This window comes from Cellulomonas xylanilytica (assembly GCF_007989805.1).
GTDB lineage: Bacteria > Actinomycetota > Actinomycetes > Actinomycetales > Cellulomonadaceae > Cellulomonas > Cellulomonas xylanilytica.
The window spans coordinates 585,870-606,452 of record NZ_BJUB01000001.1 but is presented as its reverse complement, the minus strand read 5'-3'; the positions used below and the strand labels follow the sequence as shown (position 1 = coordinate 606,452).

The 20,583-nt window shown below is 74.7% G+C and carries 24 protein-coding genes and 1 riboswitch; of the genes, 1 reads left to right on the top strand and 23 read right to left on the bottom strand.

Translation table 11 applies throughout. The features are described 5' to 3' along the window. Positions 1–37 precede the first annotated feature (37 nt). From CXY01_RS02680 to CXY01_RS02655, 6 genes are all read right to left on the bottom strand, one after another. Positions 38–952, bottom strand: coding sequence for a diacylglycerol/lipid kinase family protein (locus CXY01_RS02680; protein WP_146925483.1), 915 nt, complete (start codon positions 950–952; stop codon positions 38–40). Beyond that, on the bottom strand, positions 949–1,731 hold the full coding sequence (gene tatC / locus CXY01_RS02675) for a twin-arginine translocase subunit TatC (RefSeq protein ID WP_146925568.1): 783 nt from the start codon (positions 1,729–1,731) through the stop codon (positions 949–951). The genes CXY01_RS02680 and tatC overlap by 4 nt, the downstream gene beginning before the upstream one ends. A gap of 43 nt (positions 1,732–1,774) precedes the next feature. Continuing rightward, complete coding sequence (tatA, locus tag CXY01_RS02670; RefSeq protein ID WP_146925482.1) at positions 1,775–2,101, bottom strand: Sec-independent protein translocase subunit TatA; 327 nt, start codon at positions 2,099–2,101, stop codon at positions 1,775–1,777. Between the two features lie 73 nt (positions 2,102–2,174). After that, a complete protein-coding gene (locus CXY01_RS02665; protein WP_146925481.1) occupies positions 2,175–2,498 on the bottom strand; it encodes a hypothetical protein in 324 nt (107 codons plus the stop codon). A gap of 2 nt (positions 2,499–2,500) precedes the next feature. Beyond that, positions 2,501–3,463, bottom strand: coding sequence for a helix-turn-helix transcriptional regulator (locus CXY01_RS02660; protein WP_146925480.1), 963 nt, complete (start codon positions 3,461–3,463; stop codon positions 2,501–2,503). After that, positions 3,456–4,469: a helix-turn-helix transcriptional regulator gene (locus CXY01_RS02655; RefSeq protein WP_146925479.1), complete on the bottom strand. Its 1,014-nt coding sequence runs from the start codon at positions 4,467–4,469 to the stop codon at positions 3,456–3,458. The genes CXY01_RS02660 and CXY01_RS02655 overlap by 8 nt, the downstream gene beginning before the upstream one ends. Positions 4,470–4,503: 34 nt before the next feature. On the opposite strand from CXY01_RS02655, the gene CXY01_RS02650 reads away from it, so the two are divergent. Beyond that, on the top strand, positions 4,504–5,610 hold the full coding sequence (locus tag CXY01_RS02650) for a DUF3866 family protein (RefSeq protein ID WP_146925478.1): 1,107 nt from the start codon (positions 4,504–4,506) through the stop codon (positions 5,608–5,610). 3 nt (positions 5,611–5,613) lie between these two features. Here the strand turns inward: CXY01_RS02650 and CXY01_RS02645 are convergent, their stop codons facing one another. The 17 genes from CXY01_RS02645 to mihF form a co-directional block, all read right to left on the bottom strand. Then, positions 5,614–6,048: a PH domain-containing protein gene (locus tag CXY01_RS02645; RefSeq protein ID WP_246124954.1), complete on the bottom strand. Its 435-nt coding sequence runs from the start codon at positions 6,046–6,048 to the stop codon at positions 5,614–5,616. 11 nt (positions 6,049–6,059) lie between these two features. Then, complete coding sequence (gene hisG / locus CXY01_RS02640; protein ID WP_146925477.1) at positions 6,060–6,908, bottom strand: ATP phosphoribosyltransferase; 849 nt, start codon at positions 6,906–6,908, stop codon at positions 6,060–6,062. Between the two features lie 11 nt (positions 6,909–6,919). Continuing rightward, positions 6,920–7,183, bottom strand: coding sequence for a phosphoribosyl-ATP diphosphatase (locus CXY01_RS02635; protein WP_056094875.1), 264 nt, complete (start codon positions 7,181–7,183; stop codon positions 6,920–6,922). After that, positions 7,180–7,674, bottom strand: a complete 495-nt coding sequence (ribH, locus tag CXY01_RS02630) for a 6,7-dimethyl-8-ribityllumazine synthase (RefSeq protein WP_146925476.1) — start codon at positions 7,672–7,674, stop codon at positions 7,180–7,182. Before ribH ends, CXY01_RS02635 begins: the two co-directional genes overlap by 4 nt. After that, complete coding sequence (gene ribA, locus CXY01_RS02625; protein WP_222594470.1) at positions 7,671–9,038, bottom strand: GTP cyclohydrolase II; 1,368 nt, start codon at positions 9,036–9,038, stop codon at positions 7,671–7,673. The genes ribH and ribA overlap by 4 nt, the downstream gene beginning before the upstream one ends. Continuing rightward, positions 9,035–9,646 (bottom strand): riboflavin synthase, encoded by a 612-nt coding sequence (locus CXY01_RS02620; RefSeq protein WP_146925475.1) that lies wholly within the window; start codon positions 9,644–9,646, stop codon positions 9,035–9,037. The genes ribA and CXY01_RS02620 overlap by 4 nt, the downstream gene beginning before the upstream one ends. After that, complete coding sequence (gene ribD, locus CXY01_RS02615) at positions 9,646–10,725, bottom strand: bifunctional diaminohydroxyphosphoribosylaminopyrimidine deaminase/5-amino-6-(5-phosphoribosylamino)uracil reductase RibD (RefSeq protein WP_146925474.1); 1,080 nt, start codon at positions 10,723–10,725, stop codon at positions 9,646–9,648. The genes CXY01_RS02620 and ribD overlap by 1 nt, the downstream gene beginning before the upstream one ends. A 76-nt stretch (positions 10,726–10,801) precedes the next feature. Further along, a riboswitch (FMN riboswitch) is annotated at positions 10,802–10,934 on the bottom strand. Positions 10,935–10,985: 51 nt separating this feature from the next. Next, a complete protein-coding gene (rpe, locus tag CXY01_RS02610) occupies positions 10,986–11,657 on the bottom strand; it encodes a ribulose-phosphate 3-epimerase (protein WP_146925473.1) in 672 nt (223 codons plus the stop codon). Positions 11,658–11,676: 19 nt separating this feature from the next. Continuing rightward, positions 11,677–13,185: an RsmB/NOP family class I SAM-dependent RNA methyltransferase gene (locus CXY01_RS02605; protein WP_146925472.1), complete on the bottom strand. Its 1,509-nt coding sequence runs from the start codon at positions 13,183–13,185 to the stop codon at positions 11,677–11,679. After that, positions 13,182–14,120 (bottom strand): methionyl-tRNA formyltransferase, encoded by a 939-nt coding sequence (fmt, locus tag CXY01_RS02600; protein WP_146925471.1) that lies wholly within the window; start codon positions 14,118–14,120, stop codon positions 13,182–13,184. Before fmt ends, CXY01_RS02605 begins: the two co-directional genes overlap by 4 nt. A 10-nt stretch (positions 14,121–14,130) precedes the next feature. Beyond that, positions 14,131–14,742, bottom strand: a complete 612-nt coding sequence (locus CXY01_RS02595; RefSeq protein ID WP_146925470.1) for an HAD-IA family hydrolase — start codon at positions 14,740–14,742, stop codon at positions 14,131–14,133. After that, positions 14,739–16,814 carry a primosomal protein N' gene (locus CXY01_RS02590; RefSeq protein ID WP_146925565.1) on the bottom strand — a complete coding sequence of 692 codons (2,076 nt, stop codon included), beginning with the start codon at positions 16,812–16,814 and terminating at the stop codon, positions 14,739–14,741. Before CXY01_RS02590 ends, CXY01_RS02595 begins: the two co-directional genes overlap by 4 nt. A 49-nt stretch (positions 16,815–16,863) precedes the next feature. Next, entirely contained in the window at positions 16,864–18,066 is a 1,203-nt protein-coding gene (gene metK, locus CXY01_RS02585) for a methionine adenosyltransferase (protein ID WP_146925469.1), read from the bottom strand. A 43-nt stretch (positions 18,067–18,109) separates the two neighbouring features. Beyond that, entirely contained in the window at positions 18,110–19,306 is a 1,197-nt protein-coding gene (coaBC, locus tag CXY01_RS02580; RefSeq protein WP_146925468.1) for a bifunctional phosphopantothenoylcysteine decarboxylase/phosphopantothenate--cysteine ligase CoaBC, read from the bottom strand. A gap of 11 nt (positions 19,307–19,317) precedes the next feature. Then, positions 19,318–19,581, bottom strand: a complete 264-nt coding sequence (gene rpoZ / locus CXY01_RS02575) for a DNA-directed RNA polymerase subunit omega (RefSeq protein WP_028046344.1) — start codon at positions 19,579–19,581, stop codon at positions 19,318–19,320. 53 nt (positions 19,582–19,634) lie between these two features. Continuing rightward, positions 19,635–20,204 (bottom strand): guanylate kinase, encoded by a 570-nt coding sequence (gmk, locus tag CXY01_RS02570; protein ID WP_146925467.1) that lies wholly within the window; start codon positions 20,202–20,204, stop codon positions 19,635–19,637. Positions 20,205–20,259: 55 nt separating this feature from the next. Beyond that, positions 20,260–20,571 (bottom strand): integration host factor, actinobacterial type, encoded by a 312-nt coding sequence (gene mihF, locus CXY01_RS02565; protein WP_056587928.1) that lies wholly within the window; start codon positions 20,569–20,571, stop codon positions 20,260–20,262. Positions 20,572–20,583 lie beyond the last annotated feature (12 nt).

Here is a 20,583-nt window from a genome sequence, read left to right as displayed (position 1 = left end):
TAGGCACACCACCGTCCGACGCACTCCCGCGGCGCGCTCAGCACAGGACCGAGAGCGCTCCGGGGTCGACGGTGACTCGCAGGGGAAGCGGACCGATGCGCTCCCCGTCCCCGAACGCGACGGGTGGCACCGGCCCGAGGTCGGCGAGCGGCTCGATCAGCACGGACCGGCTGCGGTGGACCTCGACCGCGGGGTGGCCGATGTGCCTGCCCTGCGGGATGCCCGGGAAGATCTTCATGATGCCCGGCTTGGTGAACGGACCCGCGACGACGACGTCGAGCAGGCCGTCGTCGACCCGCGCGTCCGGGGCGATCTGGAAGCCGCCCCCGAACCACGGCGTGTTGGCGACCGCGACCAGGGTGCCCGCCGACTCCCACACCACGTCGTCCAGCGTCACGCGGTACCCGTACGGCTGGAACGTGCCCAGCTCGGCGAGCAGCGCCCGCACGTAGCGGCCGGCCCCCTTCGGCCAGGTCATCTCGTTGGCGCGCGCGTTGATCGCCGCGTCGAACCCGCACGACAGCACGCCCAGATACCACTCGTGGGCCGCGTGCTCCGGCGACCCGACCCGGACGGCGTCCACGCGCCGAGGACCGTCGAGCAGACCCCGCTCGACGGCGGCGACCGACGCCTCGACGTCCCCGCGTGGGAGCGCGAGGCTGCGGGCGATGTCGTTCCCAGTGCCTGCGGCGACGACGCCCAGCGGCAGACCGGTCCCGGCCACGACGTTGACGCCGAGGTGCACCATCCCGTCGCCGCCGACCACGACCAGCGCGTCGAGACCCTGTACCGCCGCGGCACGCGCCCGGTCGGTCGCCTGCGCGAGGGTGACCGCCGAGAGGTCCTCGACCTTGTGGCCGCGTGCCCGCAGGAGCTCGTGCACCCGTCGACCGGCCTGCGTGCCACGGCCCCTGCCCGCGGTCGGGTTGATGACCAGACCGAGGTGGATCACGCGGTGCCCGGCTCGTCGGCCATGGTCCCGTCCAGCCGCGGCAGCCCGGCGGCCACCCGCCGGCGATCGACGCGGCGGTCGTGCAGGACGCACACGCCGAGAGCCAGGAAGTACAGCGCGCTCATCGGGATCGCGACGGCGAGCATGGTGATCGCGTCGGGCGTGGGGGTCACGATCGCGGCGAACACGAAGGACAGCAGCACCGCCCAGCGCCAGCCCTTGCGCCAGGTGGCCGCCGTGCCGATCCCGGCGAAGTTGAGCGCGACCATGATGATGGGCAGCAGGAACGCGATGCCGAACGCGAGCATGATCCGCATGACGAACCCGAGGTACGTCTGGGCGTCGATGATGTTCGTCGCACCGGTGGGTGTGAACTCGGTGAGCAGCCGCACCGCGTTGGGCAGCACCCACCAGGCCATGAACGCGCCCGCGAGGAACAGCGGCACGGCCACCGCCACGAACCCGATGGCGTAGCCGCGCTCCCGACGGGTCAGGCCGGGCGTGACGAAGGCCCAGAACTGGTACAGCCACCACGGGCTCGACAGGATCACGCCGAGGAAGAACGACACCTTGACGCGCATGTCGAACGACGTCGCGATGCCGGCGAAGTTGAGCGTGATGAGGTCGTCACGCTCGGCGGCGACGAGCTCGATCGGCCGCTGGAGCGCCGTGAAGACGGGGTCGTAGAGGAACCACCCGATGACCGCACCCACCACGACACCGAGCGCGGCCAGGAACACGCGTCGGCGCAGCTCGACCAGATGTGCGCGCAGCGGCATCCGGCCGCCGGGCTCATCCCCGCGGCGTGCGTTCACGTGACGGTCAGGCCTTCGGCGGGGCGTTGCCCTCGGACGGCTCCGTGACGGGCCGGACGGGGGTCACGTACTGAGGGTCGACCGTGGGCGGGACGGCGGGCGGGGCGCCGACCGGCGTCACGCCGGAGGGGGCGACCGGGGGCACCGCCGTCGTGGTGGTGGTCGTGGTCGTCGCGGGGGCGTCGTCGTCCCGCAGGTCCTTGACCTCGTGCTTGAAGATCTTCATCGACTGGCCGACGCTCTTGGCCAGGTCGGGCAGCCGCTTCGCGCCGAAGAGCAGGACGACCACGAGCAGCACGATCACCACGTGCCAGGCGCTGATGTTCCGGAACACGTCAGGGTCCTCCGTCGGAATCTCGATGACCGGGTGATCCTACCCGCGTCACCTGGGGATGCAGCGCAGGCCGCTAGCGCCAGAACGCCTGCCACCGCAGCCGCGTGGCTACGTGGCGCTGCTCGCGCTCGGCGCGCCGGCCGGCGGCGGCCTCGCGCAGCGCGTCGCGTCGGGCACGCAGCACGTCGCGGTCGGCGAACAGCGTGGAGCCGGTGTCCCGGGTCCCGGCAGCCGCCTGGAGCTCGTCGACCCGGTCCGCCAGCTGCGCCGTCACGTCCGCCGCGCGCGACAGCTCGTGGCCGAGCGCGACCGTGGAGCGCCACAGGCTGCGGCCGAGCAGGAACGCCCCACCGAGCGTCGCGAGGACCAGCACCGTCCAGACCGAGAACCAGAGCATCGTCAGATCGTCTCCCCGTAGGCGCGCAACGCGGCGCGTGCGGCGGCCGCCACCTCCTGCGCGATGCGCGCGGGCCGGATCTCGAGCACGTCGTCCGCCACCTGGAGCACCAGGTGCCGCAGCCAGGCGTGCTGGACCACGCGGACGTCCACCTCGAACGACCCGTCGTCCAGGTTGCGCACCGCGTCGACGGGCGTCGTCTCGGCGACCCACCGCGCGCGGCTGGTCAGGTGGAGGGTGACCAGCTCGCCCTCCGGGCCCGGTGAGAACACCTCGGCGCCGGGCCGGACCTGGTGGTCCTCCGCGTCGGCGTCGAGGACCTCGGCGGACAGCACGCGGTCCACCCGGAAGAGGCGCTCCCCGTCCACGAGCCGGCACCACGCCAGCAGGTAGGAGCGCTCGTCGTCGGTGACCAGGCGGATCGGGTCGACGTCGCGCTCGGTGGTCACGTCGGACGCGTTGACGTACCGCAGGTGCAGCCGGCGACCGTGCCGCAGCGCGGTGGCCACCGCCGCCGCCACGTCGGGAGCGGCGTCGACCGCGAGCTGCACGTCGACGGCGGCGGCCGCGTCACCCGTCGCGGCGGTCAGCTTGGCCAGGGCGGAGCGCAGGACGTCGGCGCGCTCCGGGTCCATCGCGTCGCCGAGCGCCGCCTCGACGGCGCGCAGGGCGGCCACGAGGGCGACCGCCTCGCGCGCACCGAGGCGCAGCGGCCGCGTCATCCCCCGCGACTCGGTGAGGCGGACCACGCCCTGCTCGTAGGACGCCGCGTCGAAGTCGATGAGGTCGTGCGGGTAGTACCCGGGGGTGCCGGTGACCCACAGGGTGTCGATGTCGTCCATGACCTGGCGCGTGCTCACGCCGAACTGCTCGGCGATCGCCTCCACCGGGACGCCCTCGTGGCGGTCCAGGTAGGTGATCATGCCGAGCATCCGCAGCAGCCGGTCGCTCGCCCGCTCAGCCATCGCCGTCCACCCCCTGGTCGAGCGTCGCGGCCGTGCGCAGGAGGTGCAGCACGGACTGCCGCAGTCCGGGCGGTGCCAGCACCACGACCGCGTCGCCGTAGCCGACGAGCTCCTCGGCAAGCTCCCACTCGGCCCGGAACGGCACGTGCACGAGGTCGCGCTGCGCGAGCACTGGGTCGCCGGACCGGTCCGGCTCGCCGGGAGGCGCGAGCACGGCACGGGCGCGCGGTGCGCTGGCCCGTTCCGGCAGGATCGCGAGCGTCGCGATCCGCTCCGGCCCGCTCCCCCACGTCTGCAGCGCCTCCGCGAGCTCGTCCGCCGACGGGGCCGTGAACGAGCCGGGCTCACCGACCGTCCGGACCGAGCCCTCCATACGGCTCAGCCGGAACGACCGGCTGGCGTCGCGGTCGCGGTCGCGGCCCACGAGCACCCAGCCGCCACGGCGTGCGAGCAGCTTCCACGGCTCGACGGTGCGCTCCCGCACCTCGCCGGTGGTGGCCGCGCGGTACGTGAAGCGGACGGCCTGGCGAGCCTGCACGGCGTCCACCAGCGGCCCGAACGCACCCCCGCCGGCCCGCACCCGGGGGGCCAGGCCGGCGACGAGGTCCGTCGACTCCGGGGCGTCCCCGACCGCCCGCAGCTTGGTCAGTGCCCGCGTGGTGTCGGCGCGGACCGCCTGGTCCTGCCAGACCTGCGCCGCCATCGCGAGCACGCCCAGCTCGGCGGCGGTCAGCTCGAGCGCGGGCAGCGCGTACGCGTCCAGGTCGACCCGGTACCCGATGTCGTCCCCGTGCCCGGCGTCCGTGACGGTCAGGATCGGGATGCCGAGGTCGCGCAGCGTGTCCTTGTCCCGCTCGAACATCCGCTCGAAGGCGTCGTCGGACGGTGCCTCCTGGTACCCGGCGACGCTGGTGCGCACCTGCTCCTTCGTCATGCGCCCGGCGGTGTTCACCAGGGCGATGACGAGGTTGAGCAGGCGCTCTGCGGGGGCGATCTGGGCGGCCATCGAGGACCACCGTAGTGGCCGGTAGCGTGGGCGCGTGATCACGTGGCGTGCGGGTGTCGTGGTGTCGCTCGGGGCCACGTGGCCCGGGGCCGCCGAGGTGACGGTCGAGCTGGAGGCTCCTGTCGGCACCGCGACGGCCGGTGACACGGTCCGCGCGCTGGCGTTCCCGGCGCTGGTCGGGAGCCCGGAGATCGGCGACCGGGTGCTGCTCAACGTCTCGGCGCTCGCCCGCGGGCTGGGGACCGGCGGGTACGCGCTCGTCATCGCGCTGCCCGACCGCACGCCCGCCGACCCGCCCGCCGGACCGGGTCACCTGGTCAAGGCGCGGTACACCCCGCTGCAGGCGATGGTCCTCGGGGTCGACGACCAGGAGTCGCCGCACCACGAGCTGCTGCGCGACGCCGAGGACCTCGCCGGGCTTCCCGTCGTCGTCGCGGACCTGCACTCGGCCCTGCCCGCGATCGTCGCCGGCGCCCGGTTCGCCGCCGCCCGGGCGGGCCGTCCTGTGCCGCGCGTCGCGTACGTGATGACCGACGGCGGCGCCCTGCCCGCGTGGTTCTCGCGCACGGTCGCCGGGCTGCGCTCCGCCGGGTGGATCGAGGCCTGCGTCACCACCGGGCAGTCGTTCGGTGGCGACCTGGAGGCGGTCACGGTGCACACCGGCCTGCTCGCCGCCAAGCACGTGGTCGGCGCGGACCTCGTCGTCGTGGCACAAGGGCCGGGCAACCTCGGCACCGGGACGCGCTGGGGCTTCTCGGGGGTCGCCGCCGGGGAGGCCGTGAACGCCGTCGGCGCGCTGGGCGGTCGGCCCGTCGCGTCGCTGCGCGTGTCCGGGGCGGACCAGCGCGAACGCCATCTCGGCGTCTCGCACCACTCGCTGACCGCATACGGCCGCGTCGCGCTGGCCCCGGCGGACGTCGTCGTGCCGCTGCTCGACGGCGACCTCGGCGTGCGCGTCCGTGAACAGGCCGCGCCCCTCGCCCGGCGGCACCGGCTCGTGGAGGTCCCGGCCGGAGCGGACCTGCGCAGCGCACTGGCCGGTTCCCCGGTCCGGCTCTCGACCATGGGCCGTGGGCTCGACCAGGACCCGGAGGCGTTCCTGGCCGCCGCGGCGGCGGGCGTCCACGCGGTCGGGCCGTAGCCCTCAGTCGTCCCGGGGCGTCGCGGTGTGCATCGCGACGAGCGTCGCCAGCCGGCGGGCCTCGGCGTCGGCGCGCTCGCCGTCCGCCCGCTGGATCCCCATGACGGCGAGCGTGTCGCCGTCGGACAGGTCGAGCTGGACCCATGGCCGACCGGAGCCGAACCGCACCGACACGATCTCTGCCCACGCCAGCCGCCGTGTGAAGACGAGGTTCCGCACCGTCAGCCCGTCGTCGCGCACCACCGCCGCGACCGACGCCTGCCGCCACAGGAACCAGGCGATCAGACCGCCCACGAGCACGAAGCCGATCCGGTCGCCCGTCGAGAGCTCGGACATGGCCAGGATGATGGCCGCGGTCGCCGCCAGGACGAGAACCGCCAGCCCGAGCGCGACGACCCGCGCGAACCGCGGGCGGAACGGTGCCGTGAGCTCGTCCACGGCCGCCCTCCTCAGAGCCGGCACGCGTGGATCGACGTCACGAGGATCGCACGCGCACCGATGTCGTACAGGGAGTCCATGACCCGGTTGGTCTGGTCCCGCCGGACCATCGCCCGCACGGCCGCCCAGTCGCGGTTGTGCAGCGGCGAGACGGTCGGTGACTCCAGGCCGGGGGTGATCGCGACGGCCGCGTCGACCAGGTCGAGCGGCACGTCGTAGTCCATGAGCACGTACTCGCGCGCGGTCAGCACGCCCTGGATCCGGCGCGTGAGCACGTCGAGGCCCGCGGGCTCGTCGCCGTCGGCACGCCGCACCAGCACGGCCTCGGAACGCAGGATCGGGTCGGCGAAGATCTCCAGACCGGCCGCGCGCAGCGTCGTCCCGGTCTCGACGACGTCCGCGATGACGTCGGCCACGCCGAGCTTGATCGCGGACTCGACGGCACCGTCCAGGCGCACGACGCCCGCCGGCTCGATGCCGAGCGAGCGCAGGTAGGCCCGCACGAGCACCGGGTACGACGTGGCGACGCGGCGCCCGCCGACCTGCTTCACGTCGGTCCACTCCCCCGCGGTCCCGGCGAACCGGAAGGTGGACCGGGCGAACCCCAGCGGCAGGTGCTCGACGGCTGCGGACTCCGAGTCGAGCATCAGGTCGCGGCCGGTGATGCCCACGTCGACGGTCCCCGCGCCGACGTACACGGCGATGTCGCGCGGCCGCAGGAAGAAGAACTCGACGTCGTTGTCCGGGTCGGGCAGCACCAGCTCGCGCGAGTCGCGGCGCTGCCGGTAGCCGGCCTCCTTGAGCATCTCGACGGCGGGCTCCGACAGGGAGCCCTTGTTCGGGACGGCGATCCTCAGCACGGTCGTTCTCCTCAGAGGTGGGTGTAGACGTCGGCGAGCGTCAGCCCGCGGGCGATCATCAGCACCTGCAGGTGGTAGAGGAGCTGGGAGATCTCCTCGGCCGTCCGCTCGTCGGACTCGTGCTCGGCGGCCATCCAGACCTCGGCGGCCTCCTCGACGACCTTCTTGCCGATGCCGTGCACGCCGGTGTCCAGCTCCGCGACCGTGCCGGAGCCTGCCGGGCGGGTCGCGGCCTTCTCGGAGAGCTCGGCGAACAGGGTGTCGAAGGTTTTCACGCGGAGACTCTAGACGGAGCGGACCGCAGTGCGCGCAGCGCGACCACGGTCGCCACCGCTGCCTCGGCCGCCTCGGCACCCTTGTCCTCGTGCGACCCCTCGAGGCCCGCGCGGTCGAGCGCCTGCTCCTCGTTGTCGCAGGTGAGGACGCCGAACCCGACCGGCACGCCCGTACGGATCCCCACGTCCGTGAGGCCGAGGGTGGCGCCCTGGCACACGTACTCGAAGTGCGGGGTGCCGCCGCGGATGACGACGCCGAGCGCGACCACCGCGTCGGCACCGCTCTCGGCAGCGACCTGCGCCGCGACAGGGAGCTCGAACGTGCCGGGGACGCGCACGATCGTGACGTCCTCGACGTGCGCGGCGGCGAGAGCGCGCTGCGATCCGGCGAGCAGGCCGTCCATGACGACGGTGTGCCAGCTCGCGGCGACGACGACGACCTTCAGGCCGGTGCCGTCGACGGTCAGGGTGGGTGCTCCAGCACCGCTCATGCCAGGTCCTCCAGGTTCTCGAACGCGTGGTCGTCGTGGTCGGCGCCGGGGGTGGCCGGCGTGGCGTGCACGGGCGAGACCGGGATGGGCTCCCGCTCCGTGCCCGGGGTCAGGTGGAGCAGGTGCCCCATCGACGTGGCCTTGGTCCGCAGGTACGCCTCGTTCTGCGGCGTGCGCCCGACCTCGAGGCTGCGGATCTCCGCGACGTCGATGCCGTGGGCCCGCAGCCCGGCCACCTTCGCGGGGTTGTTGGTCAGCAGGCTGACCCGCTCCACGCCCAGGTCCGTGAGGATGGCCGCGGCCGCGCCGTACTCGCGCCGGTCCGCGGGCCAGCCGAGGTCGAGGTTGGCCTCGACCGTGTCCCGACCCTGGTCCTGCAGCGCGTACGCCGCCACCTTGGCCAGCAGGCCGATCCCGCGGCCCTCGTGCCCGCGCAGGTAGACGACGGCACCGCCCTGCTCGGCGGCGAGCTCGAGGGCCGCGTCGAGCTGGGGACCGCAGTCGCAGCGGGCCGAGCCGAAGGCGTCGCCGGTGAGGCACTCGGAGTGCACGCGCACGACGGGCACCTCGGCCAGGCCGGCCGTCGGCACGAGCGCGACGTGCTCCGCGCCCGTGCGCAGGTCGCGGAAGCCGTGGATGCGGAAGTCGCCGTGCCTCGTGGGCAGGTACGCGGTGTGCGTCGCGTGCACCCGCTCCTTCGGCGGCGCCGCGACGGCGACCTCCGCGGTCACGTCGTCGCCGTGCCGGGTGCGCCACGCGACGATGTCCTCGATGGTCAGGAGCACGAGCCCCTCGGCCTCCGCCAGCGCCGACGCCACGTCGAGCCGCGTCATCGACCCGTCGTCGTTGACCAGCTCGGCGATGGCACCGACCGGCTCCAGGCCGGCTAGCCGGCACAGGTCGACGGCCGCCTCCGTGTGCCCCGCCCGGTGCAGGACGCCACCGGGGACGGCGCGCAGCGGCAGGACGTGCCCGGGACGGATCAGGTCCTCACGGCCCGACGCGGGATCCGCGAGGACCCGGAGCGTGCGCGCCCGGTCGGAGGCGGAGATGCCCGTCGTCACGCCCGTCGCGGCGTCGACCGTGACCGTGTAGGCGGTCCGCCGCGGGTCCTGGCTGCTCGGGACCATCAGCGGCAGGTCGAGCGCGTCGGCCCGCGCGGCCGGCATCGGCGCGCACAGGTACCCGGACGAGTGCCGGATGGTCCAGGCGATCCACTCGGGCGTCGCCGACTGCGCGGCGAGGATGACGTCGGCCTCGTTCTCGCGGTCCGGCGAGTCCGCGACGAGCACCGGGCGCCCGGCACGCAGGGCCTCCAGGGCGTCCTCGACGGTGCCGAGGCGCACGCCTGCGGGGGCCGTCACCGCAGCACCCCCGCCGTCGAGAGCAGCCGCTCGGTGTACTTGGCCAGCACGTCGACCTCCAGGTTGACCCGGGCTCCGGGAGCGAGCGTGCCGAGGGTCGTCGCCTCGAGGGTGGTGGGGATGAGCGAGACGCCGAACGAGTCGTCGGTCACGTGCGTGACCGTCAAGGAGATGCCGGAGACGGCGATGGACCCCTTCTCCGCCACGTACCGGGCGAGCTCCGGTGCGAGGCCGATCTCCACGTCGTCCCAGCGCGGTCCGGGCGACCGGGACAGGATCGTGCCGACCCCGTCGACGTGCCCCTGCACGACGTGCCCGCCATACCGGCCGCCCACCGGCAGCGCGCGCTCGAGGTTGACCGGGCTGGTCACCCCGACGTCCTCCAGCGCGCTGCGCCGCAGGGTCTCGGGCATGACGTCGGCGGAGAACGTGCCGTCGCCGGGGAGCTCGGTGACCGTCAGGCAGACGCCGGAGACGCTGATCGAGTCGCCCAGGCGGGCGTCGGACACGACGAGAGGCCCGCGGACCTGCAGGCGCGCGTCCAACCCCTCCCCGCGGTGCTCGATGGCCTCGACGGTGCCGATCTCCTCGACGATTCCGGTGAACATCAGTGCTCCTCCGTGGTGCTGTGCGGGTCGATGTGCCGATCAGGGGTCGCGACGACGAGGACGTCGGGACCGAGCGGGATGACGGACCGGGTGGTGAGGCGGACGGCGTCGCCGATGGTCGTGACGCCGAGGTCAGCCATGGCGGGGCGCCCGGCGCCGAGCAGGACCGGCGCGACGTAGGCGTGCACCTCGTCGACCAGCCCGGCAGCCAGGAACGCCGCGGCCAGCGTGGGTCCGCCCTCCACGAGGACGTGCCGGACCTCCCGCGCCGCGAGCTCGGTCAGCACGCGGGCCGGGTCGTGCGTGCGCACGTGGACCAGCTCGCCGCCAGGGCCGTGCAGGCGGGCGTGCGGCGGAAGGTCCCGGTGGCCCACGACGACGCGCAGCGGCTGCTGGCGCTGCAGCTCCCCCGCGGCGTTGCGTGCGGTCAGCGAGGGGTCGTCGACGAGCGCGGTGCCGGTGCCGACCACGATGGCGTCGACCTCGGCGCGCAGGTCGTGCGCGTGGTGCCGCGAGACCTCCGAGGTGATCCACCGGCTGGAGCCGTCGGCCGCCGCGACGCGACCGTCCAGCGAGGTGGCGAGCTTCAGCGTGACGAACGGGCGGCCGCGCTCGACCGACGGCAGCCAGGCACCCAGCAGGGCGCGTCCCTCGTCGGCCAGCGCACCGACCTCCACCTCGACCCCCGCGCTGCGCAGCCTCTGCGCTCCTCCGGCGGCGACCGGGTTCGGGTCCGGGACCGACACCACGACGCGCGCGACCCCGGCAGCCAGGAGCGCCTCGGAGCACGGGCCGGTGCGGCCGGTGTGGTTGCACGGCTCGAGCGTGACGACGGCCGTCGCGCCACGCGTGGACGTCCCGCGCCCTGCAGCGTCGGCCAGCGCGGCCACCTCGGCGTGCGGCGTGCCGGCGCCCCGGTGCCAGCCCTCGCCGAGGACGTCACCCGCCGCGCTCAGCAGGACGCACCCCACGCGGGGGTTGGGGCCCTTCGCCGGTCCACGCCGGGCGATCTCCAGCGCGTGGCGCATGGCGTCGAGCTCTGCGGGGGCGGCACGCACGACGCTCTCGATGCTGGTCATGCTCACCTCCGGACGCGCGGGGCTCCGGGGTGAGGGCAACAGGAAGGGTCCCGTAGCCACGGCGCACAGGCGCCGCCACGTGATCCTCCCATCCGGACTTTCACCGTCGGTCCCGGAGTTCCACCAGGTCAACCGCCCGGTCCTTGCGGACCGTGCGGGTCGCGGACTGTCACCGCCGGCTCGGAATTACACCGACCCCGGAGCACGTGTATGTGTTCGTACTGCGCCAACGATCATGCCACACACGGCATTCCCGCCCGTCAGGCGTTCGCGTCCGCCCCGGAGTCGGCGAGGCCCCGCAGCGCGGCGATCTCGTCCGCGATGCTTTCGGCCCCGTAGACGGCGGAGCCGGCGACGAAGACGTTCGCCCCCGCCTGCGCGATCCGGCCGATCGTGTCCCGCGCGACGCCCCCGTCCACCTGGATCCAGGTGTCGGCACCGGACTCCTCGATGGCCCGCCGTGCCCGGCGGATCTTGGGCAGCATCCCCTCGATGAACGACTGGCCGCCGAACCCGGGCTCGACCGTCATCACGAGGATCATGTCGAACTCCGGCAGCAGGTCCAGCAGCGGCTCGACCGGCGACGCGGGCCGCAGCGCGATCCCCGCACGCACGCCACGCGAGCGGAGCTCGCGTGCCAGGCGGACCGGCGCCTGGGTGGCCTCCGCGTGGAACGTCACCGAGGCCGCCCCGAGCGCGGCGTACTCCGGCGCCCAGCGGTCGGCGTCCTCGATCATCAGGTGCAGGTCCAGCGGGACGGGCGACACCTCCGCGATCCGCTTCACCACCGGCAGGCCGAGCGTGAGGTTGGGCACGAAGTGGTTGTCCATGACGTCCACGTGCACGAAGTCGGCCGCGGCGATCGCCTGGAGGTCGCGCTCGAGGTTGACGAAGTCGGCGGACAGGATGCTCGGGTTGATCAGCGCAGGCACGCGGCCAGCCTAGGGCTCCTCAGCTGGTGCGGCGCAGCAGCGTCAGGTGCATCGCGTCCGTGCCGTGGACGTGCGGCCACAGCTGCACGTCGGTGCGCTCGTCGTCCAGGTCGACCCCACCCGCCGCGATGCCACGTACGACCGCGGGCGTGTCGAGCCGCTCCACGTCGGTGCCCGTCCGGGCCGCGGCGCGCAGCGCGTCCTTGACCACGAGCTGCGTCTCGACGAGGTGGGGCGAACAGGTCACGTAGGCGACCACGCCGCCGACGCGTACCGCCTGGAGCGCCGAGACCAGGAGGTCGCGCTGGAGCGCACTGAGCGCCGCAAGGTCGGCCGGCGTCCGCCGCCACCGGGCCTCCGGCCGACGCCGCAGCGCTCCGAGGCCGGTGCAGGGCGCGTCGACCATCACGCGGTCGTACGAGCCGGGCCCGTCGGCACCGAGCGTGCGTCCGTCACCCGTCCGGACGTCCTCGACCGCATCGGCGGGCACCGCGCGCAGCGCCTGCTCGACGAGCCGCGACCGGTGCGGCTGCACCTCGTTGGCGACGATCCGCGCGCCTCGCTCGCCGGCGACGGCGGCGAGCAGCGCGGCCTTGCCTCCGGGACCCGCGCACAGGTCGAGCCAGCGCTCGTCCGGACCGTCGAGCGGGGCCTCGGTCAGCGCGAGCGCGACGAGCTGGCTGCCCTCGTCCTGGACACCGGCGCGACCGTCCCGGACGCTCGGCAGCGCCGCGGGGTCACCGCCGGTGAGGACCACCGCGGTCCGCGCGAGCGCGCCGACGAGGCCGGCCCCCTCGGTCTCCTCGACCACCTGCTCCTGGTCCACCAGCCCCGGACGCGCCACCACGGTCACCCGGGGAGCCTCGTTGTCCGCCGCGAGCAGCGCCTCGATCTCGTCGGCGGACCGGCCGTTGCCCACGAGCGCCTCGCGCAGCGCTCGGACGACCCACAGCGGGTGGCTCTGCACGACCGCGAGGCGGCCCAGCTCGTCGTCGCCCGCGGCGGCGGCGATCCGGTCCTGCCACTCCTCCGACGAGGCGCGCCCGACCGTCCGCAGCACCGCGTTGACGAACTGCGACGGCCCGGTACCCAGCTGCTCGCGGGCCAGCCCCACGGTCTCGGACACGGCCGCGTGCGCGGGGACGCGCATGCCGAGCAGCTGGTGGACGCCGAGCCGCAGCACGTCGAGCGCCGGGGCGTCGATCGTGCCGACCTCGCGGTTCGCCGCCTGGGCGATGATCGCGTCGTACCGGCCGCGCAGCCGCAGCGTGCCGTAGGCGAGCTCGGTGGCGAACGCGGCGTCCCGGCCGGAGATCCGGCGCTCGCGCAGCAGGGGCGGGAGCACCAGGTTGGCGTACGCGTCGGAGCCGTCCACCGACCGCAGGACGTCGTAGGCCGCGGTACGGGCGGGGTCGCTCCCCCGGCGGCGCCGCGACGGTGCGGCGGCCGACCGCTGCGTCCGGCCCTGCGACCGGGCGGCGCCGCGCTGGCGGCCGCTCGCGTCGCGACGGTCGTCGGCGGCGCTCACGCGGCGCTCCCCAGCACCGTGCCGGCATCGAGGCGGGCGCCCCGGACCCAGTCCGCCGCGGCCATCGCCCGCTTGCCCTGCGGGGTCACGTCGGTCAGCCGCACCGCGTGCCCGCCGGTCCCGACGAGCACCTCCTTCTTGCCGGCCCGCAGCTTCCCCGGCGCCAGGTCGGTGACGTCGGGGACCGGGACGACGGGTGCCAGGCCGAGGCGGGACCCGTCCGGCAGCGTCGTCCAGGCACCGGGTGCGGGGGTGCAGCCCCGGACGAGCCGGTCGACCGCGTGCGCCGGGTGGGTCCAGCGCACCCGCGCGTCCTCGGCCTCGAGCTTCGGCGCGAGGCTCACGCCGTCGGTGGACTGCACGACCGGGCTGAGGATCCCCTCCTCGAGGGCGTCGAGCGTCTGCACCAGCAGCCCGGCACCGGCGACCGCCAGTCGCCCCAGCAGGTCACCCGCGGTGTCCCGCGCGCGGATCGTCTCGGTGAGGAACCCGAACACCGGGCCCGTGTCCAGGCCCGCCTCGAGCCGGAACGTGGACGCCCCGGACACCTCGTCGCCGGCGATGATCGCGTGCTGCACGGGGGCGGCTCCACGCCACGCCGGCAGCACCGAGAAGTGCAGGTTGACCCAGCCGTGGGTCGGGACGTCCAGCAGCGCCGGAGGGATCAGGGCGCCGTAGGCCACGACCGGAGCCGCGTCGACCGCGAGCTCCGCCAGCCGCGCCTGGAAGTCCTCGTCGCGCGGGCGCTGCGGCGTCAGGACCTCGAGCCCGGCCTCCAGGGCGCGGGCCTTGACCTCGCTCGGCGCGGAGGACCGCCCCCGTCCCGACCGGGCGTCGGGCCGGGTGAGCACGGCCACCACCTCGTGGCGGGAGGCGAGGAGCGCCTCGAGCGACGGCACCGCGGCCGCGGGAGTTCCGGCGAAGAGCAGTCGCATGGCGTCGATCCTAGGTGCGCGGCAGACGCACCCCGCGCGCCGCGAGGTCAGCCCGGAGGGCCTCGGCCGTCGTGAACAGCACGGCGTCGAACCCGGCCGCCGCGGCCGCGTCGACGTTCGCCGCGGAGTCGTCGACGAACACGGTGCGTGCCGGGTGCAGGCCGAACCGCTGCGTCAGCAGGGCGAACACCCTCGGGTCCGGCTTCGCGAGACCGACCTCCCCCGACACGAGCACGTCCTCCAGCAGCCCGATGGCGGGCGCCGCCGGCTCGGCCAGGTGGAACGTCTCGGCCGACCAGTTGGTCAGCCCGAGCAGCCGGACGCCGAGGGCACGCAGGTCGCGCACGACGTCGTACGAGCCCTCGACCGGTCCGGTCAGCGTCTCCGCGAAGTGCTCGACGTACACGTCGAGCGCCGGCAGGTGCTCGGGCGCGCTCGCGGCCAGCTCCGCCCGCGCGTCGGCCCAGGAGCGCCCGGCGTCCTGCAGGTGGTTGAAGGCCATGAAGTCGAACCCGGTGAGGAAGGCCTCCGTCTGCGCAGCCGGGAGACGCCCGACGAACGGCCGGTACGGGTCCCACCGGACCAGCACGTTCCCGAGGTCGAAGACCACCGTGTCGATCATCCGAGCTCCGCCGGGTCCATCTGGACGCGCACGGTGCCGCCCTCGCGACGAGCGCTGCGCACCGCCAGCGACGCGGAGAGCGCGCGCGCCAGGGCGGCGCCGCCTGCGCGGGGCACCCGGACGAGCGCACGGACGGCGGGTTCGAGCGCGTCCTGCTCGGCGGCGTCCACCGGGACCGGGCCGAGGATCTCGGCGTCGGCCAGGTCGAGCCGGGACAGCAGGATGTCGACGGCGTCGCGAGGACCCGTCACCGACGCCATCCGCACCGCGGGCGGCAGGGCGAGCTCCACGCGCTCGGCCAGCTCGCGGGAGGCGTAGCCCGAGGGGTCCCACCGCACCAGCGCCTGCGTGACCCGTTCCTCGGCGTCGCCCACGAGCACGACGGTCCCCCCTGCCGACGCCGGACGCACCAGGGCGGCGGCCGCCAGCCACCTGCGCAGCGCGTCCTCGCCGGTCCGCAGGGACGTGCCCGCGGTGCTGACGGCCGCGTCGAGCAGCAGGGCCGCGGCGTAGCCGCCCGGCGCGACGGGCTCGGCGCCGGGCGTCGCGACGACGACCGCGGGCACGTCGGCGACGGTCGCCAGCACGCCACCGGCCGCGCGGGCCCCGGACACGCGGATCGGGACGCCGGGGAACGCGCGGCCCAGCTCCTCGGCCGTCCGCTCCGAGCCCACCCGCACGGAGCGCAGCACCCCGGCCCCGCACTCGGTGCACCGCCAGTCCGTGGCCAGCCGCCCGCACCACCCGCACGTCGGGACGCCGTCGGCCGTCGTCAGCCCGAGCGGTCCGTGGCAGACGCCGCAGCGCGCCGCCGCCCGGCAGCGCCCGCACGCGACCGCGGGCACGTAGCCCGCCCGCGGCACCTGCACCAGGACGGGTCCGTCGGCCAACCGGTCACGCAGGGTCCGCCAGGCCGGCGCGGGGAGCCGCGCGGCTGCCGCCGGCCCCTCGCGCGCCAGCTCGACCGAGGTCAGGGCCAGCACCCGGGCGGCACGGGCCCGCGTCGTGGGACGGTCCGCGACGACCTCGCGCGCCCACCCCGACTCGACGAGCGCCTGCGCCTCGACGCTGCGACCGTGCGCGGCCACGAGCAGCGCGCACTGCTCCAGCTCGGAGCGCAGGGCCAGCACCTCGCGGACGTGCGGGTACGGCGCTCGCGGCTCGGCGTGCAGCGGGTCACCGTCGTCCCACACCACGGCGAGCCCGAGGTCCGCCACGGGGGCGAACGCGGACGCGCGGGTGCCGACGACGACCCTCGCACGACCGCGCAGGGCCGCGAGGAACGACCGGTATCGCGCCGCCGGGCCGTCGTCGGCGGCGAGCCGGACCGCTCCGCCGGCGGTCCCGGGCGTCCAGCGTGGTATCCCCCCGTCCTCCAGGGCAGCGAGCACGCGGTCGATGTCCCGCGCGTCCGGCACGACGACGAGCGCACCGCGTCCACCCAGCACGCACGCGGCGACCGCCTGGGCGATCGCGTCCGGCCAGCGCTCCCCCGCGGCGCCGGGCAACGCGGTCCACACCGCCCGGGGGGCACCGCCGGCGGTCACGTGCTGGAGGAACGCCGACCCTCCGCGGTACGGGGCCCACGCCGTGGCCGACGGTGACGGCGTCGGACCGGCGTCCGCCGGTGCAGGAGCCTCGGCCTCGACGCGGGCGTGCCGCGCCGGGATCGCGAGCCTCAGCACGTCGTTCAGCGTGCCCGCCCACCGGTCGGCGACGGCCCGCGCGAGCCTGGCGACCCGCGGCGTGAGCACCGGCTCCGTCGAGACGACCTTGCGCACGGGTTGCAGAGCACCGTCGTGCTCCGACTCGGCGACGCGGTCGAGCACGTAGCCGTTGACGTCCTGGGCACCGAACCTGACCTTGACCCGGGTCCCCGGGACTGCGGTGTCCGCGAGCGTCGCCGGGACCAGGTACTCGAAGACGCGGTCCAGGTGAGCCGGCACCAGGTCGACGCACACCCGTGCGACCGGCAGGTGCTCCGCCGGCGGGACACCACCGACAGCCGGCCGGGTGCGTCGCCTCGGCTGCGGCAGGCCCTCGAGCATCAGCTGCTCGCCGTCCGCACTCATGTCCACGCGCCCGTCCGACGTGCTGGGCCGCCCTCGCCGACGACCGGCGTCAGCCCACCGCGGACTGGAGGTCCGCCACGCGGTCCGTGCGCTCCCACGTGAACTCCGGCAGCTCCCGGCCGAAGTGCCCGTACGCGGCGGTCTTGCGGTAGATCGGGCGCAGCAGGTCGAGGTCCCGCACGATCGCTGCCGGCCGCAGGTCGAAGACCTCGCGGATGGCGGCCGACACGCGGTCCAGCGGCACCGTCTCGGTGCCGAACGTCTCGACGTACAGGCCGACCGGGTTCGCCTTGCCGATGGCGTAGGCGACCTGGACCTCGCAGCGCCGGGCGAGGCCGGCGGCGACGACGTTCTTGGCCACCCAGCGCATCGCGTAGGCGGCCGAGCGGTCGACCTTCGACGGGTCCTTGCCGGAGAACGCCCCGCCACCGTGCCGGGCGATCCCCCCGTACGTGTCGACGATGATCTTGCGCCCGGTCAGGCCCGCGTCCCCCTGCGGACCGCCGACCACGAACGTGCCGGTCGGGTTCACCAGCAGGCGGTAGTCGGTCGCGTCCAGGTCCAGCTGCTCCAGGACGGGAGCCACGACGAGCTCGGCGACCGCCGGCCGCAGCGTCGCGGCCAGCTGGACGTCCGGGTCGTGCTGCGTGGACAGGACGACGGTGTCGAGCCGGACCGCGCGGTCGCCGTCGTAGCCGATGGTGACCTGCGTCTTCCCGTCGGGACGCAGCCCCGGCAGGATCCCCTCCTTGCGCACGAGCGTGAGGCGCTCCGCCAGCCGGTGCGCGAGCCAGATGGGCAGCGGCAGCAGCGTGGGGGTGTCGTCGGAGGCGTAGCCGAACATGAGGCCCTGGTCGCCGGCGCCCTGCGCGTCCAGCGGGTCGAGGTCGGCGGAGTCCTCGCGGATCTCGAGCGCCTTGTCGACGCCGGCCGCGATGTCCGGGGACTGCTGACCGATCGAGACGGAGATGCCGCAGGAGTCGCCGTCGAAGCCGATCGCCGACGAGGTGTAGCCGATCCCCCGGACCACCTCGCGGACGATCTGCGGGATCTCGACGTACGCGCTCGTGGTGACCTCGCCCGCGACGTGCACGAGACCCGTGGTGACCATGGTCTCGACCGCGACCCGCGCCTGGGGGTCCTGCTCGAGCATCGCGTCGAGGATGGCGTCGGAGATCTGGTCGCAGATCTTGTCCGGGTGCCCCTCGGTCACGGACTCGGACGTGAAGAGGCGCATGTCAGGCTCGGTCATGGCGGACAGCGTAATGGGCCGCCGCCCACGCCCGCGCGACGTCTCAGCGGCGCGCGAGCACCGCGTCCCAGACCGCGTCGGCGACCTCGGACTTGGACCCGGAGGCCTCGCCGACCACCGTGCCGGCGCCGTCGAGGATCGTCACGTCGTTGACGTCGGTGCCGAACCCGCGCCCGTCACCGACGGCGTTCACGACGAGCAGGTCGGCACCCTTGCGGCGCGCCTTCGCACGCCCGTGCTCGAGCACGCTGCCCGCCTGGTCACCGGTCTCCGCGGCGAAGCCGACGACGACCTGACCCGGCCGTAGCCGCTGCGCACCGAGCTCGGCGAGGATGTCGACCGTCTCGACGAGCTCGAGCACGGTCGGCGCACCGTCGGCCTGCTTCTTGATCTTGGACTCCGCGCTGGTGCGAGGGCGGAAGTCGGCCACGGCGGCAGCCATGACGACGACGTCCGCGTCCTTCGCCGCCGCGCGCACGGCGTCCCGCAGCTCGGCGCCGGTCTCGGCGTGGACCACGTCGACCCCGCTCGGCACGGGCACGTCGATGTTCGCGGCGACCAGCGTGACCCGGGCACCGCGGGCGTGGGCCGTCCGGGCCAGCGCGACACCCTGCCGACCGGAGGAGCGGTTGCCCAGGAACCGGACCGGGTCGAGCGGCTCGCGGGTGCCGCCGGCGGAGACCACGACGTGCGTGCCCGCGAGGTCCTGCGGCCGGTCGCTGACCAGCGTGAGCGCGGCGGCGGCGATCTCCTCCGGCTCCGGCAGGCGTCCCGGGCCGGTGTCCGAGCCCGTGAGGCGCCCGGCGGCCGGGTCGAGGACGTGCACGCCGCGCGCCCGCAGCGTCTCCACGTTGGCGACCGTGGCGGCGTGCTCCCACATCTCGGTGTGCATCGCGGGTGCCAGCAGCACCGGGCAGCGGGCCACCAGGAGCGTGGCGGTGAGCAGGTCGTCGGCCTGTCCCGTCGCCGCCCGGGCCAGCAGGTCCGCGGTGGCCGGGGCAACGATCACCAGCTCGGCCTGCTTGCCGACCGCGACGTGCGCCACCTGGTCGACGTCCTCGAAGACGTCGGTGGTCACGGGCTGCCCGGACAGCGCCTCCCACGTCGCGCGCCCGACGAACTCGAGCGCCGCGCGGGTGGGGACGACGCGGACGGCGTGGCCCTGCTCGCGCAGGAGGCGCAGCAGGAGCACCGCCTTGTAGGCGGCGATGCCGCCCGCGACGCCGAGGACGATGTGCATGGGAGGGAGGGTCAGCCCTCGGTGGCCTCGGACGTCAGCAGGCCGGCGTCGATCTCGCGCATCGCGATCGACAGCGGCTTCTCCTGCGGGCGGGTGTCCACCAGCGGGCCGACGTACTCGAGCAGGCCCTCGTTGAGCTGCGAGTAGTAGGCGTTGATCTGACGCGCACGCTTGGCCGAGTACAGGACGAGCGCGTACTTGGAGTCGGCACGCTCGAGCAGACGGTCGATGGGCGGGTCGGTGATGCCCGTGGGGGCGGCGACGGTTCCGGACACGGTGATCTCCCAGGAAGCAGAGGGGGGTGGCAGTGACGTGCTCTGACCCCATCCTACCTGGTGCGGATCCCCATCCCGCGGACGAGCTCGTCCGTCGCGCGGTGGACGTCGTCGTTGACGATCACCTGGTCGAACTCCGCCGCGGCGGCCAGCTCGACCCGTGCCGTGCTCAGCCGGCGCTCGCGCTCCTCCGCGTCCTCGGTCCCCCGCCCCACGAGCCGCCGTTCGAGCTCGGCGAACGACGGGGGCGCGAGGAACACGAAGTGCGCGTCGGGCATGGACTCGCGCACCTGCCGCGCGCCCTGCAGGTCGATCTCGAGGAGGGCCGGCTCGCCCTGCGCCAGTCGCTCCTCGACGGGCCTCCTCGGGGTGCCGTAGCGGTTCCGCCCGTGGACCACGGCCCACTCGAGGAGGTCGCCCCGCTCGGCCATGGCGTCGAACTCGTCACCGGTGACGAAGAGGTAGTGCACCCCGTCGACCTCGCCGGGTCGAGGGGGCCTGGTGGTGGCGGAGACGGAGAGCCAGACCTCCGGGTAGCGGGACCGGACGTCGGCGGACACCGTCCCCTTGCCGACGGCGGTCGGTCCGGCGAGAACGGTCAGCCGGGCAGGCGTCGTCGTCATGGGTGGTGCAGTGCTCCTCGAGATGGACGGCGTGGCCCGCCGCTCCTCGAGATGTTCACCCGAAGCGGTCGACGAGAGCCTTCACCTGGTGCGGTCCGAGCCCACGCACGCGTCGGGTCTCGGAGATTCCGATCTCGGAGATGATCGCACGCGCCTTGACCTTGCCGACGCCGGGCAGGGACTCGAGGAGAGCGAGGACCTTCAGCTTGCCGATGGTCTCGTCCGCCTGGCCCTGCGCGATCACCTCGGAGAGCGTGCCCTGGGAGTACTTGAGGCGGTTCTTGACCTCAGCGCGGGCCTGGCGGGCGGCGCCGGCCTTCTGGAGCGCTGCCGCTCGTTGTTCGGGAGTCAGCGGAGGGAGTGCCACGCGCGTCACCTT

Bases quoted from the DNA above. Each gene is read 5' to 3' on its own strand.
- CXY01_RS02665 (WP_146925481.1), bottom strand. From the start codon at position 2,498: ATGCTCTGGTTCTCGGTCTGGACGGTGCTGGTCCTCGCGACGCTCGGT.
- tatC (WP_146925568.1), bottom strand. From the start codon at position 1,731: ATGCCGCTGCGCGCACATCTGGTCGAGCTGCGCCGACGCGTGTTCCTG.
- CXY01_RS02660 (WP_146925480.1), bottom strand. From the start codon at position 3,463: ATGGCTGAGCGGGCGAGCGACCGGCTGCTGCGGATGCTCGGCATGATC.
- ribH (WP_146925476.1), bottom strand. From the start codon at position 7,674: ATGAGCGGTGCTGGAGCACCCACCCTGACCGTCGACGGCACCGGCCTG.
- metK (WP_146925469.1), bottom strand. From the start codon at position 18,066: ATGACCGAGCCTGACATGCGCCTCTTCACGTCCGAGTCCGTGACCGAG.
- ribD (WP_146925474.1), bottom strand. From the start codon at position 10,725: ATGACCAGCATCGAGAGCGTCGTGCGTGCCGCCCCCGCAGAGCTCGAC.
- fmt (WP_146925471.1), bottom strand. From the start codon at position 14,120: ATGCGACTGCTCTTCGCCGGAACTCCCGCGGCCGCGGTGCCGTCGCTC.
- CXY01_RS02620 (WP_146925475.1), bottom strand. From the start codon at position 9,646: ATGTTCACCGGAATCGTCGAGGAGATCGGCACCGTCGAGGCCATCGAG.
- CXY01_RS02655 (WP_146925479.1), bottom strand. From the start codon at position 4,469: ATGGCCGCCCAGATCGCCCCCGCAGAGCGCCTGCTCAACCTCGTCATC.
- CXY01_RS02595 (WP_146925470.1), bottom strand. From the start codon at position 14,742: ATGATCGACACGGTGGTCTTCGACCTCGGGAACGTGCTGGTCCGGTGG.
- coaBC (WP_146925468.1), bottom strand. From the start codon at position 19,306: ATGCACATCGTCCTCGGCGTCGCGGGCGGCATCGCCGCCTACAAGGCG.
- gmk (WP_146925467.1), bottom strand. From the start codon at position 20,204: ATGACGACGACGCCTGCCCGGCTGACCGTTCTCGCCGGACCGACCGCC.
- CXY01_RS02590 (WP_146925565.1), bottom strand. From the start codon at position 16,814: ATGAGTGCGGACGGCGAGCAGCTGATGCTCGAGGGCCTGCCGCAGCCG.